We start from the raw sequence: 15,586 nt of genomic DNA, 5'->3' as shown, positions 1-15,586 counted from the left end.
AATTCTTGCAATCTTCATTTTTTGCACCATTTCTCCTATGAAATTCCGGCTGTTATCCTTTTTTGCCCGATGTTTCTTTTTTTGCCGGAAGGGAATCTCCGATCAGTTCCAGTGCCGCTATGACATTTAAACACCATTGAGAGACAGTGTTCGTTGTCACCCATGGAAGCTCCTCTAGCTGCGTCCATGTCTCGATGCGCTCCGGTTTGATCGGAAGCGGCGTATGGCTGAGCTTATCATCGAGCAAAAGATTCCACGCTTTGGCGGCGAGATGAGGATCTTGTTTTTTTCTCGCGGCGTAGGCTGTCATACCGGCGGCGAACATCGGCCAGTGAAAATGCCCGTCATGAAGAGCGCCTCCGCTTTTTTTTCGTTTTTCCTCATCACTTAGTGTGTAAAATTCGCCGAATTCACTCAGCATATCCTCCCATTCCCGGTCATCAAGAAGCTCAGCCAGCTCCATCCACACTTGCGGCGCGCCGAAGGCAATGATCATATGATATCCGCCCGCAATGCCGTCTCCCATGTGATGAAGCATCGAGGTCGCCGGGTCATATTCAAATGTCGGGCCGGATAATAAGCGGAGCGGCAGCAGCTTCAGACAGTTGATTCCCGTTTCGATTTTTTTGAGATATTTCGGATTTTCGGTCCGCTCCCATTCCGCCAGCCAGTTCGAGCAAAACGCCGCCCAGTCCGGTCCCGTTCTGGCGTGAGTCGGGTGCTTGCCTTTCTCGTAAAAAGCGCGCATCGGATCGGTTTTGACGAGGGCATAATCGGCATCCTTCACTTCTGTCAAAAGATCTCCCGTCCGCTCATCACCCGTCAGATAATAATAGAATTTATAAAGCCCGGCCATGCTGATTCTCGCTTCCTTGCAGCCGCATCCCCAGTGCACAACGTTATGCCGTGAACCAAGCCCGGCGTATTCACCGAGGTGAAAGCTGTCCGTTTCGCTCGTATGGCGGGTCATGGCTTCTGCCATGCGAAAGATATCCTCTCTGCCTGAGCGGAAAAACGCCTGCCACAGCCATAGGGTCGGAACGAGCTCATTGTTTTGCCATGCGTATCCACCGAGATCGTACCGCCACATATGCCGGATCGGGTCATACGTATGCATGACATCGCCATAATGCCAAAAACCGTACCATCTACGTTGCTCTACTTCCTTTTTATAAAACAGAAAGGCCGCATCAAGCTGTTCTTCCAGCTCTTTTTTGAGCGGATGGGATGTGTCAATGATGCTCCAAACCCCGAGTGCTTTTGATTCGTAATAAACGTCCGGCTCGCATACAATGAGCGGCGGCGCCTGCCATTTGTCAGCGAGTGCATTAAGGACTTCGTCAGACGGCATGTGCGAAAAGCACGCCAGGCTGATTTCATTTGTGTTCGCAATGCCTGTCGGATCAGAGCGCATTTCATCAAAGCCTTCATACGCGCTGGCCACGTGGGTGTTTCCTGTATAATGCCGCAAATCCATCGCTTCGCCGTCCGGGGGCCAAAGCCAGACGGTCATTTTGGGGCGGCTGCCGGCAAGACCTGTGATTTCCAGTGCTGAAGGGTATTTCTCAAAGAAATACCGCAGGCCGAGAGCCACACCGCCATTTTCTCCGCCCGCATAGCAGAGCCCCTTCGCCCGGCAGCCATGCAGCATGCCGATCCACGCATAATCTTTTCCGGTCCGTTTTGACAGGCTGTAATGATCGCTGGAATCCTGAACAAGCTTCACATCGTCCCAAACCGCATTCTGTGTGCCATGTGCAAACCATTCCTTATGCTCTTCATCTGAAGACAGCATTTCGCCATTGATTTGTTTTTCATAAAGCGGATACCGTTCATTGAATTTACGTGTGCCAAACAGCTGGGCGGGTTCTTTATACATCCCTTTCTCTCCCGCAAAGCGGAAATGGCGGTTGTACGGCTCTCCCTCCAAAAAAAGGGCAAATTCGATGCCGAGCCCCTTAATAAATTCTTGTTTACCGCTCCTGTCAATCAGCTGCGTGTGCACAAGGTCGATCTCAGACAGCCCGGCATAAAACGTCAATCGGATGACAAACGGCAGCCATTCTTCATTCGTTTTATGGAGCACATGCACTCCCTCGATTTTGACTACTGCTTTGACAGGACCACTCTGCTCAATCGTCGCCCGTTTGATAAAGCTGACAGATGCTTCTTGAAATAGAACCGTTTCCACCGCCGACTCTTTTCTCGTTTCTCTTATGGCAACGAGCCTCCCGCCTGCGGCGATCGGCTTTCCATTGATCTGCAATGATTGAATGAAATCAGATCCTGTTTTATGAATGGTACAAACGAGTGCTCCTGTATCCACTTGGATATCATGCTCTGTCTCAAGAATGCTGAGCGATTCAGTTGGCTGCGGCACTTCTCTTTTGCGAACTGTAAAGATTTGGTTCCCCTGACCGCCAAACACCGCCGCGTGCTTCGTCCACTTGATGCTCCCATCCGGCCAATAGGCCGACGGTTCGCTTTGCACATATCGCGTTTCCGCGTTTTCATTCATAAGCGCCAGACGGTCTCCTTTTTTTAATTCTCCTTTTTTCCATGGCACGCCCCACGTCACGCCGCTTATCACCTTTGGCTGTCCTGATAACCATTTGATCTTTTTCATCGGTCTCTCCCTCCATAGAAAAAAGCTGATTCGATGCAAAGAATCAGCTGGGATTGTCAAATTGAATCACACGGTATTCATGCGGTCCGACCGCCAGCCTCCCCGCCTTTTCCAAGCGGTGCGTCAACAGATCTGTTCCCGCTTCCGGCAGTGTCACACTTCCTCCTTTTCCATCCATATTCACGATGATCCACACAAGGCCGTTATCGCCTTTGCGCGGGGCAACGATTGTGCCGGGCGTAACATCCGACCGGCTGGAAATAACAGCTTCCTCCGCGTAATGCCTAACGAGCGCTTCCAGCATCGCATCCCCTTCTTTCCCGGATGGAAGCGAGCCCAGCATGACAATTTTCCCCTCGCCGTAATTCCGTTCCGTCAGAAATGCATGGCCCGCCCCCGGTCCTGATTCAACCGTGCCAAGGGTGTTTCCGCTCTCTGTGTCAAACACCGCGCTCCATAGTCCGAGCGGCGCCGTGATGCCAAACGCTTTTCCTGTATTCACGTTCTCATTCATCGGAAAGGTAAAAAGTGTTTTGATCCCTGACGTTTTCTCAAGTTCGCCAAGTCCGCAATCGGTATGAATGGTATGCTCGCATGTGCGCCCTCCTGTCAGCGGCCCCGTGATCCAGATGCCGCCCGCTTCAGCGAATGCCGAAGCTTTTTTGATAAATTCAGAAGACAAATACGGCACAAATGGCGTAAACAGCAAGCGATAGCCGTCCAGTGGAGCGCCTTCCGGAATAAGGTCACGGTGAATCCCCGTGTTGAGAATACGTTCATAAAAATGCGTCACAAGCGAACGATGCCGGAGTCCCCGGTGAGGCTCAGTTTTAATAAATGCTTTTGCTCTGTCAGAGTAAGTCATCGCCGCCTCGGCTTGAACGGGTTCAGTCGATAGAATAATAGGCTCGATTTCCTTTCTTGCCCGCTCAACCGCCAGCACATTTTGGTAGCCAATGGCGGGTTCGCCCCAGGCACTGAGAACCGAACCGTGGGAAATCTCGCTGCCTGAACGCTGCTGTCGCCATAGCCAGTAGCAAAATCCCTGGCTTCCTAAGGCGTAGGACGATACGGCTTCGGCCTGCAAATACCCGTCTGCGTGCGGGTAAGCGGAGCTTTCAAGCGAGGCGGCATACGACGGACTCGTTTCCAAAATCCAAAACGGGCGCCCTTGTTTCAGATTTCTCCATAAATCACAGTTCAATAAAAAGGCAGAGGCGTTTTCCTGCGAAGCGTACGTGTCATAGGAGGCAAAATCGAGATTCTGAAACATTCGCTCATTGTCCACGCTGAACATGACTGATCCGTTATGCGTGATCGGCGCATCTGAATAGCATCGGATGATTTTGGCCTGTTCATCCGCAAACGAAGCGATCATCTCCATCGAAAACAGCTGATACATAGTGCGTAGAGAGGCATGATGCAGAAACGGGGCCGGTCCCGGCTGCGGGACTTGCTCAAACGTCTGATAGGTCTCGCTCCACACATCGGTTCCCCAAGCTTCATTCAAGCGCTCAATTACCCCGTAGCGATTTTTGAGCCAGTCATGCCATAGGCGCAAGCATGTCTCACACATGCATTCTGCAACATGGCATTTAAACTCATTGTCTAGCTGCCATCCGATCAGCCCCGGGAGCCGGCCAAGCTCCTTGGCGATGGCTGTGGTGATGATGGCGGCTTTTTTTCGGAAATACGGGTTGTTCGTACAGGCATGCTGACGGGAGCCATGCCCCATGATCTCTCTTTTTTCATTGACATGCATGCGTTCCGGCCGGCCATGTGAGAACCAAATCGGCGGGGTAGGCGTCGGCGTGCACATAATCGTTTCGATCCCGCTATCATACAGCCGGGCGATGATTTCTTTGAAAAAACCGACGTCAATTTTTCCTTCTTCAGGTTCCATGATAGACCAGGCAAATTCGCCGATCCGCACAACATTTACGCCAACTTCACGCATGATGTCAATGTCCTGCTGAATCGTCTCTTCATCCCATAATTCCGGATAATAGCAAGCGCCATGATACAGTTTTCTCATCCCATTTTCACCTTTCTTTGATGATCGATTCTGTCAATGGCAGGCCGAGCTCCTTTATGCCTTTTGCCACAAGTTTCGCCATTTCATTTGCGCCTTTTTTTGTAAAATGCGTGTAATCGTTAATCCCTTCTGAAATCATAAAATAGGTGTATACTTTTTCCTCGCCCATCTCAGTAAAGAAAGCAAGGCTTTTCTCCATCAGATCAATGAGCTGGACATTCTCCTCTTCAGCAGTCTGCTTCATAGCAATGCAGTAATCAGGAAAATCGTTCAAAAACACGCCATTTTCGTAATGAAAGCGGGCTACGGGGGTAATGAGAAGCGGATGGGCGCCTTTTTCCCGCGCACCTGCGATATACTGCTTTAAATATTGTTTATAAGTAGTGTAGGGCTCGGTGTAGCGCTCCGGCTTATTTTTCGATGCGTCATTATGGCCCATCTGCACGAACAGCCAATCATCCGGCTCGATCACATCGAGGATTGCCTGAAGCCTGCCCTCTTCCACAAATGTTTTCGAGCTTCTTCCCCCGATCGCTCTGTTGATCACTTGAATATGCTCCGGCAGATGCGAGCCGAGAAACTGCCCCCAGCCCCCTTGATTTGTGCTGTCTCCATACGTTTGAACAGTCGAATCGCCGGCAAGATAAATATGATTTGCCATTTTTTATTCCCCCTCGTTTTTTATACAGCTTCCATCACGGATAGCTCTTCCCTTGAAAAAGACCGGTGCGTACAGCGCTTGAGCATTGGTTCGTCCTGCCCGTTCGTTAATCATCTTGTCGTAGCGTTCAGCCTTTGCGTCTTATCCTTAGTCCTCCTACAGCGGCGCCTCCGCTTTGCTTCCCGCTATGTACAGGGCGGGCTTCGGCGGTTTTTTCATTCCCGTTCCGAGGTAAAAGCTCGTGTGCGGCGGCTGGTTGTAGGCGGTATTCTGCCAGGCGATGCCGAGCCTGTAAACTGGATCATGCATCAGCGTGTAAAAGCAGTGGCGGGTGAGATGTGTCGTTGTATAGATACGGAGCGCGCTGCTGTCTTCCGTTCTCCATATCACTTCTTCCCGCCAGTCTCCGAACAGGTTGGCCTGAAGAACCGGGTTTCCTTTCGTGCCGTTGTTGGACAGCACGCCGGCCGGCTGAAATATCGTCTTCAGACAGCCGTTTTCAGCATCCCATTTTTCAATCTTTGGCCTGCCAATCGTTCCGTCCCAGTCATGATCAAGCAGTTCTCTGACCAAATCACCGTCCCACCAGATGGCGAAATTGGCTGAAGCGGGCGCTTTGTCGCTGATTTTTTCGCCTTTGCTCGTGAAAAGCCCATACGACATGCCATCATTGCCCGGCGGATCAATTCCCCAGACAAGCGACCCTTTGTAGCTTGGGTCAATATGAGCCGCCATGCCCCGGCCAACGTCAGTTCCAGCATGGACGCCCCATAATATCTCACCGGTTCCGGCATCTCGCAGTGACAGTCCGTACGGCTTCGTGGCGTCCTCATGCACCTGGAACACTTCAAGCCCTTTTCGTGACGGGTCCAGATCCCCTACATGCATCGCGTCTCCATGCCCGAGCCCCGTTGTGTACAGGCCGGTTCCGTCATGATCGACCGCCATTGCGCCGTATATGATTTCATCCTTTCCGTCTCCGTCGACGTCAGCCACGCTCAAGCTGTGGTTCCCCTGTCCTGCGTACGCTTCATGTCCCGGATGGTTGGAGTCAAATACCCATCGTTTTTTGAGCCTTCCGTTTCTGAAATCGTATGCTACGAGAACGGCTCTCGTATAATAGCCCCGCGCCATCACGAGGCTCGGCCGCTCCCCATCCAAATAAGCGATCCCGGCGAGAAAACGGTCCATCCGATTTCCATAGCCGTCTCCCCAATCCTCCAGTTTGCCGCGGGGCGGTTCATATTCCACGGTCGTGAGCGCCTCACCGGTTTCTCCTTTAAACACCGTCAAATATTCCGGTCCGGACAGAATCCTTCCCTGTTCATTTCTAAAATCGGCATGCTCATCACCGATGATATGTCCTTTCCCGTCTGTTGTGCCGTCAGCTGTTTTCATGGCGATTTCTGCTTTTCCGTCACCGTCAAGGTCATACACCATAAATTGCGTGTAATGAGCGCCCGCCCTGATGTTTCTGCCAAGGTTGATACGCCACAAAAAGGTGCCGTCCAGTTTATAGGCATCTATGAGCACCTCCCCGGTATACCCGTCATGGGCGTTGTCTTTTGAATTGGACGGGTCCCACTTCAGGATGATTTCATATTCTCCATCCCCGTCCACATCCCCGACGCTGGCATCATTGGCGCTGTAGGTGTACGGCTTTCCGTCCGGCGTGATACCGCCTTCCGGTTTGGCAAGCGGAACCTCCAGGACATTTTCCTGCCAAACACGAGCTTCCTTGGAAAGTTTTTCTTCCCGTCCTTTATTGACAGCCGCCACCTGATAAACAGAGTCAGCCGTTCCATTTTGATCGAGAAAATTAGTGCTTTCAGCGATTGGATCGCGGGTGATCCGCTTTCCATCCCGATAAAGGTGAAAAGCCGTCGTCTCATGATCCGTGCCGAGAAAACGCCAGCTGACAAACACGCCCTGTTCTGTCTGTACCGCAATCAAACCTCTGGTCAAGTATTCCATTTGCCTCTTTTTTTGTTTCATTTGATGGGAACGGGCTGCGCGCAGCCCGTTCCTTCCCCCTTTCAGTTAAGGCGTATACATATTTGGTTTTGGCTGTTCCGCCATGCCGTCTCCTAAAAAGAAGCTTGTGTGCGGCGGCTGGTTATAGGCGACATTTTGCCAGGCGATGCCGAGCCGGTACACCGGATCGTGCATCAGTGTATACAGCCTGTGCTCAGTCGGAATGGTCGTCGTGTAAATGCGCAGAGCACTGCTGTCCTCCGTTCTCCACACCACTTCCTCGCGCCAGTCACCGAGCAGATCAGCCTGAAGCGCCGGTGTTGCTTTTGTGCCGTTGTTAGCCGCTGCGCCTGATGCAGTCAGCACATTTTTTGATACGCCGTTTTGATAATCCCACTTATCAATTCGGTTGCTGTCCAGCTGTTCCCGGAGCAGATCGCCGTCCCACCAGATGCCGAAGTTGGTCGAGGACGGAACCCCGCTTCCGATTTTGACCCCTTTCGCTGAGTAGAGAGAACCGTTTGCCCACACTTCCTGTCCCGGATAACGCGGGTCAATATCAGCAGCCATTCCCCGGCCTACATCCTTGCCGGCATAAACGCCCCAAAGGATTTTTCCGGTTGCAGCATCCCGGAAAGATAAGCCGTATTTTGCATTTTTGTCCTCATGAACTTGAAATACCTCAAGCCCCGGCCGGCCCGGATCAAGATCTCCTGTATGGAGGGCATCCCCATGGCCTAAGCCGGTCGAGTACATGCCTTTCCCGTCATGATCAACAGCCATTGAGCCGAAAATAATCTCATCTTTTCCATCCCCGTCAACGTCCGCGATGCTCAGGTTGTGATTCCCCTGTCCAGCAAACGCTTCATTTCCTGACTTTGAGGAGTCCAGCGTCCAAAGCTTTGACAGCTTTCCATCCCTGAAGTTATAGGCAACTAGCATGGTTTTAGCGTAATACCCTCTGGTCATGATCAGGCTCGGCCGCTGTCCATCAAGGTAGGCAATGCCGGCGAGAAAACGGTCAACACGGTTGCCGTAGCTGTCTCCCCAATCCGACACATTGCCGCGCGCCGGTTCAAAATTTGCGGTGACAAGCTCTTTCCCGGTTGAACCTTGAAACACAGTGAGATATTCAGGGCCTGAAAGCACACGCCCCTGTTCATTTCTGTAATCAGCATTGGCATTTCCAATTACTTTGCCCGTGCCGTCTTTTGTCCCGTCTGCCGTTTTCATTGCCACTTCTGCTTTTCCGTCACCATCAAGGTCATACACCATAAACTGGGTGTAGTGCGCGCCCGCTCTGATGTTTTTGCCGAGATTGATCCGCCATAACTTTGTGCCGTCCAGTTTATACGCGTCAATCAGCACGTCACCCGTATAGCCATCCTGTGAATTGTCTTTTGAGTTAGACGGGTCCCATTTCAGGATCAGCTCGTATTGCCCGTCACCATCCACATCGCCAACACTTGCGTCATTAGCGCTGTACGTGTAAGCTTCACCCTTTGGCGTCGTGCCGCCAGCCGGTTTATCCAGCGGGACGGAATGATACGGCTGCGCCCATACGGAGGCTTTTTCAGAAGCCGGCTGTTCGGTACCGTTTACAACAGCCCGAACCGTATACGTTGAGCCCGCCGATCCGTTTTTATCCACATAGTTCGTGGTTTTGACAGGCGCAGCATTCAGTTTTTGCCCGTCTCTGTACACATTGAACAAAACAGATGCGTTTTCGGTTCCAAGAAACCGCCAGCTGACAAAAATGCCCCCGTCCGTCTTGACCGCTACAAGCCCCCGGTTCAGCGCTTCCATCTGCCGCGCTGCCCCTTCAGCTTTCACAGGACATACAGAGGTTCCCATCACCAACAAGACCAGCAACGTAATAGCGGTAAACATGCGTTTCCTTCGTGTAATCATCAGACAGCTCCTTCTCATTTATCTGTAAGCGCTTACTTAAATTGGATTTTATGCGCTGTGTGAGCTGTCTTCAATTTCACTTTTTTGCATCTGCCTATTTCGGACACTGCACTTTTTTGCGTATTTGTCATTTTTTTGTTACCCGGCTTGATGGTGCTGGGCCTCCGTCTTTTGAAATCCCCTAAGAGCAAAAAACATCAACACAAGCCCAAATAAACATGGGCCGTAAAACGGAATCAAGCCAGGAAGCGTATAGAGCAAATAAAGGACAAATCCGCACCCGATCAGCATACAGCCGGTCGTCAGCGGCCTCATGGCGCCAAAAAGCAGTGCCTGCGGAATATATTTGCGAAGCGGGAGCTGGTAATGCACATAAAGGGGAAACACATACATCAGCGCGATGATATACAAAAGCCCTGCAAGCAGCGTGCAGCTTGTTACGGCAAAGGACAGCCAATTCGTACTGGCAGAAAAATAATGATAGTTGGCAGACAATATGAGCAAAAGAGCCGAAAACGCCAATCCGATCGCATTAACCTTGAGAAACTCTTTTTTATAGGTATCGAGAAATAACGAAAATATCGGGACATCCTTTTGCCCCATCAGCCATTTCCTTATAACGGCACACATCGCAGCTGTGCTCGGCGCCCATCCGAAAAGAACGCCGCCCAAAAGTGTAAACAACAGCCACAGCCCGTTGAGCCATGCTATTTTCACCACCGCTTCGCAGCCTGCATAAAGCGCATCCGTTACAGTCGTCTTCATCTTCTCACCGCTTGATGCACGGCAAAATCCCTGTAAACGGCTTTCATGGGGGCCATCTGCCGGAACCCGATTTTTCCTTTTGTTAACACAGGCCCATAAGTGCTGCCGTCGTCCATCCACTCAAGAATGGGCAGACCATTGATTGAAAAGTGCACATAGCCTTTGTCTTTGATCAGCTTCATACGATACGGAGAATCAGCGTCGTCTGGAGAAGGCAGCGGATCGGCCCCCATTGCGGCGAGGTGGAAACCGCGGCTTTTTCTTAAATTGCAGGTGCGGAACGCTCTTTCCTCCGCGTACTTTCTGCGGAAATACGACAGGTGGAGAGCGTTGATGTCCCCCGAATGATACTCGGGGTATTTTCCCGTTCTTTTCTGGAGACTTGGATCAAACAAATCCTCGCCTCCCATTCCCGCAGCAGAAAAAAACAGCATACACAATCCCGGCTGCTCGATCGGAGAGAAGTCCCATGTCACAATGATGCCGTCTGGAAAGGTTTCCGGACACCAAAAGACAAAGTGCGCTTCGTCCTGGACATGTGACAGGTGCAAGCTGTGATCGTCAAATGAGATCTGTCCGCCTCCCTCCATCCGCCATTCCTTCACATCGCTTTTAGACCGGAGCGGATTACGGTACAGGCACGCGCCTTCCTTATACATGTTCTTTTCCCTCCCGGCTCACAAGGTGGTCCTTAAGCGGAAGTCCGAGCTCTTCAATGCCTTCTGCCACAAGCTTCGCAACCTCCATTGCACCTTTTTCCGAAAAATGCGTATTGTCCTCAATACCGTCCGGGTAATTCGGATGTTCATTCGGCTGAAACCAAACGAACAATCGCTTCGACTCCTCCGGCCCGTATTCTTCATACAGCACCTTTGTTTTCGCAAGCAGATCAATCACAGGTACATCGAGCTCCTTCGCCAGTGCTTTCATCGCATCGGGATACTCACCGAGGGAATGCTCGATTCGTCCGTTTTCATCAAAGCGGCGGCGCTGCACCGATGTGACGAACACAGGATGCGCGCCCTTTTCGCGTGCCGTATCTGCAAACAAGGTAAGAAACTGCTGAAATGTGGAGTACGGCTTCGTCCCCCGCGGTTTTTGGTCATTGTGGCCGAATTGAATCAACAAATAATCGCCTTGTGTGATGCGTTCGGCAATTGCTTGAAGCCTTCCTTCCTCCACAAAAGAATTGGTGCTCGCTCCTCCTTTGGCATGATTGTGCACCACTACCTCTTCAGAAAACAATTGCCCGAATACCTGCCCCCACCCCGCCATCGGCGCTTCATGAGGCGGGCAGTCACTCACAGTGGAATCTCCCGCTAAAAATACTTGAATCGGTTTCTTCATCACATGTTCTCTCCTTTCACGGCGTTTCCTGATACATTTGCCTGAAGACACCCGGCGGCATGCCGACCTGTTTTTTAAAAATCCGATTGAAGTAATTGTGGCGGTAACCGACTTCTTCTGACACGTCATGAATTTTTTTATTCGTATTGACCAGCAGTTCTTTCGCCTTTTCGATTCTGATCTGGGTCACATAATCGATAAAATTAATGCCGGTCACTTGCTTAAATGCCTTGCTTAACGTATATGAATTCATGCCAAGCGCATCGGCACAGCTTTCCAATGAAATGTCCGCCATATACTGTTCGTGAATCATCGCAATCACACGTTCTGCCAGCTGCTTTTGCTGTCTGTTTTTTCTGCCCTCAAGCTTGGAAAGGTAAGGCGTCACCACTACATCCATCAGCCAGGCCGCCGCTTCGTTAGGTTCGCGCAATTCTGAAATATCAAGAAACGGATTCCGGTGCTGAAATAGTTCGCTGGGATTGATCCCTGAATGCAAAATATCCTCCTGAATGCGGGAAAACAGCTGAATCAGGGCGGAATGCACATGCCTGTCTATGGCCGCCTTTTCCGCCAGTTCCCTCATACATCCATCTATCAGTTCCTTGGCTTCCTGTTTTCTTTCCAGCCGGATGGCCTGAACAATTTGTTTTTTCAGCTCAAAAGGGTAATAAGGAGCGAACTGCTCATCCTGAGGGAAGTCGGCCTGCAAATCAATGACCTGATCCCGGTTAGCAAATTTCCTGCGGGATTTGCCGCATTTCACATTCTGAAATAAAGAAGGAATTTCCGTGACACGCTCCGTCTTGCTGCTCAATGTCGAGGTCAGGCATAGTCCGGTTACATCTCCAAATTGGCGTGCCAGCTCCGTTATATACGCCTTCAGATCAGAGCTGTTTGTTTTCATCACAAGAATGGTGACAGAAAGCCGGCCGATATCAAGTATGGAGAGCTGAAAAACGCGTTTAGCCGCCAATTCCTCAGCGATATTAGTCAGTGTAAACACGGCAAGCTGTTCATCACCTTCACGGAAGATGCTTTTTTCACAACGGAGCCCTGTCACCTGTAGATCAAGCACATGAAACGCGTTTCCGCCGATGTTCCAGCCAGCCTCCTCCATCCGCAATCTGAGGCTTTCCTCGTTGTCATAGTAAAAATCGCCCTGTAAGAGATGCTGCAAAAAACTCTTTTTCATATGGGGCGTCTGCCGCAGGAGCTGCTGTTGGAGCTTCCGGCTATCAAGGGATAGATCCTGCCATCTCTTTTCAATCCATTTGAATTCATCCTGCCCGGACGCCTGCCATGTTTTCTTCTCTCCTCCGGTAAACAAGCCAAGCAAATGCTGGATGGGACGATAGATTTTTTTTGATGCATACCATGTCATGCACACCGCCAAACCGATGCAAATGACCAGCATCACGATGATCACTTTTGATAAAAACACCATCGGCGCTGTAATAGCTGAAAGAGGCGCCGCTGACACAAAGGTCCATTGCTGATGCATCCGGTTCATTTCTCCAAAGGAGACAGAATACACCTTGCCTTCCCATTCCATCTGAAAATGGCCGTTCTCAGCAGGCTGTTTTTTTATCTCATGAAGTAAAGTCTTTTCAAAATCTTTTTCCCCCTCATGAAACAGCACCTCTCGATTTTGATCTAAAAGCAGCGCACTGCCATCAGGATAGGGGGACAAGCTTTGCAGGATTGATTCCATTTCTTTCGGATCAACCGCCAGCATGATCGTGCCGAACGGTTTCTCCGCCGCGCCCGGAATGAGCTGGATCAGCATCGCTTGATTTCCCGACCGTTTCCAATAAATGCTGTGGTCTGAGGCAAGCAGCGAGCGATACTTGCGAAGGCCCTCTTGTTCTGTCAAAGCGCTGTATTCAGGGCTCAGCACAAGAGGCCGGGGGCTGTTCAGAAAGATGGAAGCCTGCTCGATCAGCGGCTGCTGGTCCCGCAAAAGAAACAGCTTTTTCGTTAATTGATAGGAGAACGTAAAGTCTTTCTCCAAATCCCTCTCGGCCAATCCATTCATCAGTGAAGAATCGTAGGCCATCTGGGTGAGTGCCAGTTCAAGCACTGCCAGCTTCTCATCCATTCGGCTGACCTCACGCGCCACCTGTGTTTCATGCGATCTCTGCAGCTCATTCTCCACCTTGTCGATCGAAAGAAAGTAGATTGCGCCGCCAGTCAGCAATCCGGGAATACAGGCAATCAGCAAAATGAAGACAAAGTTTCTTTTGAAATACGTTCCCTTCCAGCGAGAAACCCGTTCCTTCTGTTGAGGCTGTTTTTTCATCCCTTTCCTCCCGCCGCTGTCTTTACTGATACACGCGTTTTTTCGTTTTCAAAACATCAGCAAGAAACGTCAGCGCAAGTCCCTGCCCCCATCCTTGTATTCGTTTGTAAGGCACCTGTTTGTATCCTTCGGCATTTTTCATGACGGCTGTCCCGGCAGATACCTTGCTGACCCGTCCGTCCTCTTCCACCGCATCCAAAATGGCGGCAAGCGATTTCTGCACATATTTTGTATACAGCTTTCCGCTCGACATCAGAGCAGAAGCAATACCCGCTGATGCCGAAACCTCCAGATAAGAATCCGGATCATCCAAAATCGTATGCCACAGCCCTGATTCATCCTGAAGCCGGACAAGCGCGCTAAGCTGGTCTCTGAGCGATCCGTCGATGATCATAAAGGAAGGATGTGTCACCTCAATAAGCGGGAGCGCCTTTGCCATCGTGAGTGCCGCCCAGCCGTTCGCCCTGCCCCAATAAATCCCCGACAGATGATTTTGCGCTTTGTTGTCCCAGGCGTGGTAGTACAAATTCGTGACAGGGTCCTGAAGCACATCCTCATGTCCGTGAAACTGGCGCAGGCCGTCTTCAAAATAATCCTCACGCTCCATGATCCGCCCGATTCTCAGCATAAACAGCCCAGCCATCATCAGCGTATCCGCCCATGCCTGTTCAGGGAATACGTATTCTGCCGCATTCACCGTATGCTGAAGGATACCCTCGCCAAAGCGCGGCGCCTTATGCAGCACATATTCCGCCATCTCGGCCGCTGTTTCCAAATACACGTCATCACCTGTCACCTTGTGGAGGAACAAAAGCGTATGCCCAATGGAAACTCCGTTGATCGAAAGCGGCGGCAGCCCATCCTCCAGCTGTTCATCCACCCACGTTTTTAACAGATTGATATATTCCTCGTTTTCCGTCGCTTCATAGGCCTCCGCCACACCGTAAAACGCGACGCCGCCAGGCCAATCCCACGCAAAATCCATCTGAAATGTCCGTTTCACGATCCGGTCAATAACCGACGTCACCTTTTCTTCATCAAAGATAAGCTGTGCCATCTGCAACACTCCTTTTTATTTTAATCCGGTCGTACTGATACCCTGAACGATATATTTCTGAAACAAAAAGAAAACTAGAATCACAGGCAATAACGAGACGGCCGACATGGCAAACATCGCGCCCCAGTTCGAAGCCGACTCTGTATCGAGAAAAAGCTTCAGCGCAAGTGAAACAGGATAAAGCTCCGGCTTATTCAAATACAAAAGCGGTTGAATCAGCTCCTCCCACTTCCAATAGAAGGAGAAAATCGCAGACGTCGCAAGCGCGGGGGCAATCAGCGGGAGAATGATTCGCCAAAAGCAGGCAAAGCGCCCGCATCCGTCGATTCGCGCGGCTTCATCCAGCTCCTCGGGAATCGTCCGGATAAACTGGATCATCAGAAAGATAAAAAACGCATGCCCGAAAAATTGCGGAACGACAATTGGTTTAAAGGAATTCAGCCAGTCTAATTTCGCAAACATAATATACTGCGGAATCATCAACACTTCATGAGGCAGCATTAACGTCCCCATCATGCACGCAAACCAAAATTTTTTTCCCTTAAACGGAATACGCGCAAATCCGTACGCAATGACAGCCGATGACAGGACGGCACCGATTGTTGACAGTCCGACAATGATCGCCGAGTTTTTAATAAACGTCAGAAACGGCTGTCCCGCGATACCCTTCCACCCTTCAGCATAGTTACTGAGAATAAAAGGGTCGGGAATGAGAGAATGTGAGGTTGTAAAAATACTGGCGCTTTCTTTAAACGAGCTGACAAACAGCCAAATGACCGGGTACAGCAGTAACACCGCCAGCGTTGCCGTAAAAACATGGAACAGTATGCGTTTGGGACTGACGCGCTCGGCTTTTTTTCTTTCTAAAACCGGGGCTTTTCTGACAGGCTCGTTGACCGGCTCCATCC

The 15,586-nt window shown here is 50.8% G+C and carries 11 protein-coding genes; all 11 read right to left on the bottom strand.

The genetic code is table 11. The annotated features are described in order from the left end of the window. Positions 1–52: 52 nt before the first annotated feature. Positions 53–2,626: a hypothetical protein gene (locus MHI44_RS15425; protein WP_339202356.1), complete on the bottom strand. Its 2,574-nt coding sequence runs from the start codon at positions 2,624–2,626 to the stop codon at positions 53–55. Between the two features lie 43 nt (positions 2,627–2,669). Further along, positions 2,670–4,661: a beta-galactosidase YesZ gene (yesZ, locus tag MHI44_RS15420; RefSeq protein WP_339202353.1), complete on the bottom strand. Its 1,992-nt coding sequence runs from the start codon at positions 4,659–4,661 to the stop codon at positions 2,670–2,672. 7 nt (positions 4,662–4,668) lie between these two features. Next, positions 4,669–5,322, bottom strand: coding sequence for a rhamnogalacturonan acetylesterase (locus tag MHI44_RS15415; RefSeq protein ID WP_339202350.1), 654 nt, complete (start codon positions 5,320–5,322; stop codon positions 4,669–4,671). 156 nt (positions 5,323–5,478) lie between these two features. After that, entirely contained in the window at positions 5,479–7,317 is a 1,839-nt protein-coding gene (gene rhgX / locus MHI44_RS15410) for a rhamnogalacturonan exolyase (RefSeq protein ID WP_339202347.1), read from the bottom strand. Between the two features lie 45 nt (positions 7,318–7,362). Then, positions 7,363–9,225 carry a rhamnogalacturonan lyase gene (rhgW, locus tag MHI44_RS15405; RefSeq protein WP_080348113.1) on the bottom strand — a complete coding sequence of 621 codons (1,863 nt, stop codon included), beginning with the start codon at positions 9,223–9,225 and terminating at the stop codon, positions 7,363–7,365. A gap of 120 nt (positions 9,226–9,345) precedes the next feature. Next, entirely contained in the window at positions 9,346–9,972 is a 627-nt protein-coding gene (locus MHI44_RS15400; protein WP_003233820.1) for a YesL family protein, read from the bottom strand. Further along, positions 9,969–10,631: a YesU family protein gene (locus tag MHI44_RS15395; RefSeq protein WP_339202345.1), complete on the bottom strand. Its 663-nt coding sequence runs from the start codon at positions 10,629–10,631 to the stop codon at positions 9,969–9,971. The genes MHI44_RS15400 and MHI44_RS15395 overlap by 4 nt, the downstream gene beginning before the upstream one ends. Then, positions 10,624–11,322 (bottom strand): rhamnogalacturonan acetylesterase, encoded by a 699-nt coding sequence (gene rhgT, locus MHI44_RS15390; RefSeq protein ID WP_080121151.1) that lies wholly within the window; start codon positions 11,320–11,322, stop codon positions 10,624–10,626. The genes MHI44_RS15395 and rhgT overlap by 8 nt, the downstream gene beginning before the upstream one ends. 13 nt (positions 11,323–11,335) lie before the next feature. Further along, entirely contained in the window at positions 11,336–13,621 is a 2,286-nt protein-coding gene (yesS, locus tag MHI44_RS15385) for a transcriptional regulator YesS (protein WP_339202341.1), read from the bottom strand. A gap of 22 nt (positions 13,622–13,643) precedes the next feature. Then, on the bottom strand, positions 13,644–14,678 hold the full coding sequence (yesR, locus tag MHI44_RS15380; protein ID WP_014479107.1) for a rhamnogalacturonyl hydrolase YesR: 1,035 nt from the start codon (positions 14,676–14,678) through the stop codon (positions 13,644–13,646). Between the two features lie 15 nt (positions 14,679–14,693). Next, positions 14,694–15,584, bottom strand: a complete 891-nt coding sequence (locus tag MHI44_RS15375; RefSeq protein ID WP_212059999.1) for a carbohydrate ABC transporter permease — start codon at positions 15,582–15,584, stop codon at positions 14,694–14,696. Positions 15,585–15,586 lie beyond the last annotated feature (2 nt).

Origin of the sequence: Bacillus sp. FSL K6-1366, from assembly GCF_037976695.1 — a bacterium.
Taxonomy (GTDB): Bacteria; Bacillota; Bacilli; order Bacillales; family Bacillaceae; genus Bacillus; species Bacillus subtilis.
The sequence above is the reverse complement of the archived record's forward strand: the minus strand, read 5'-3'. Positions and strand labels throughout refer to the sequence as shown.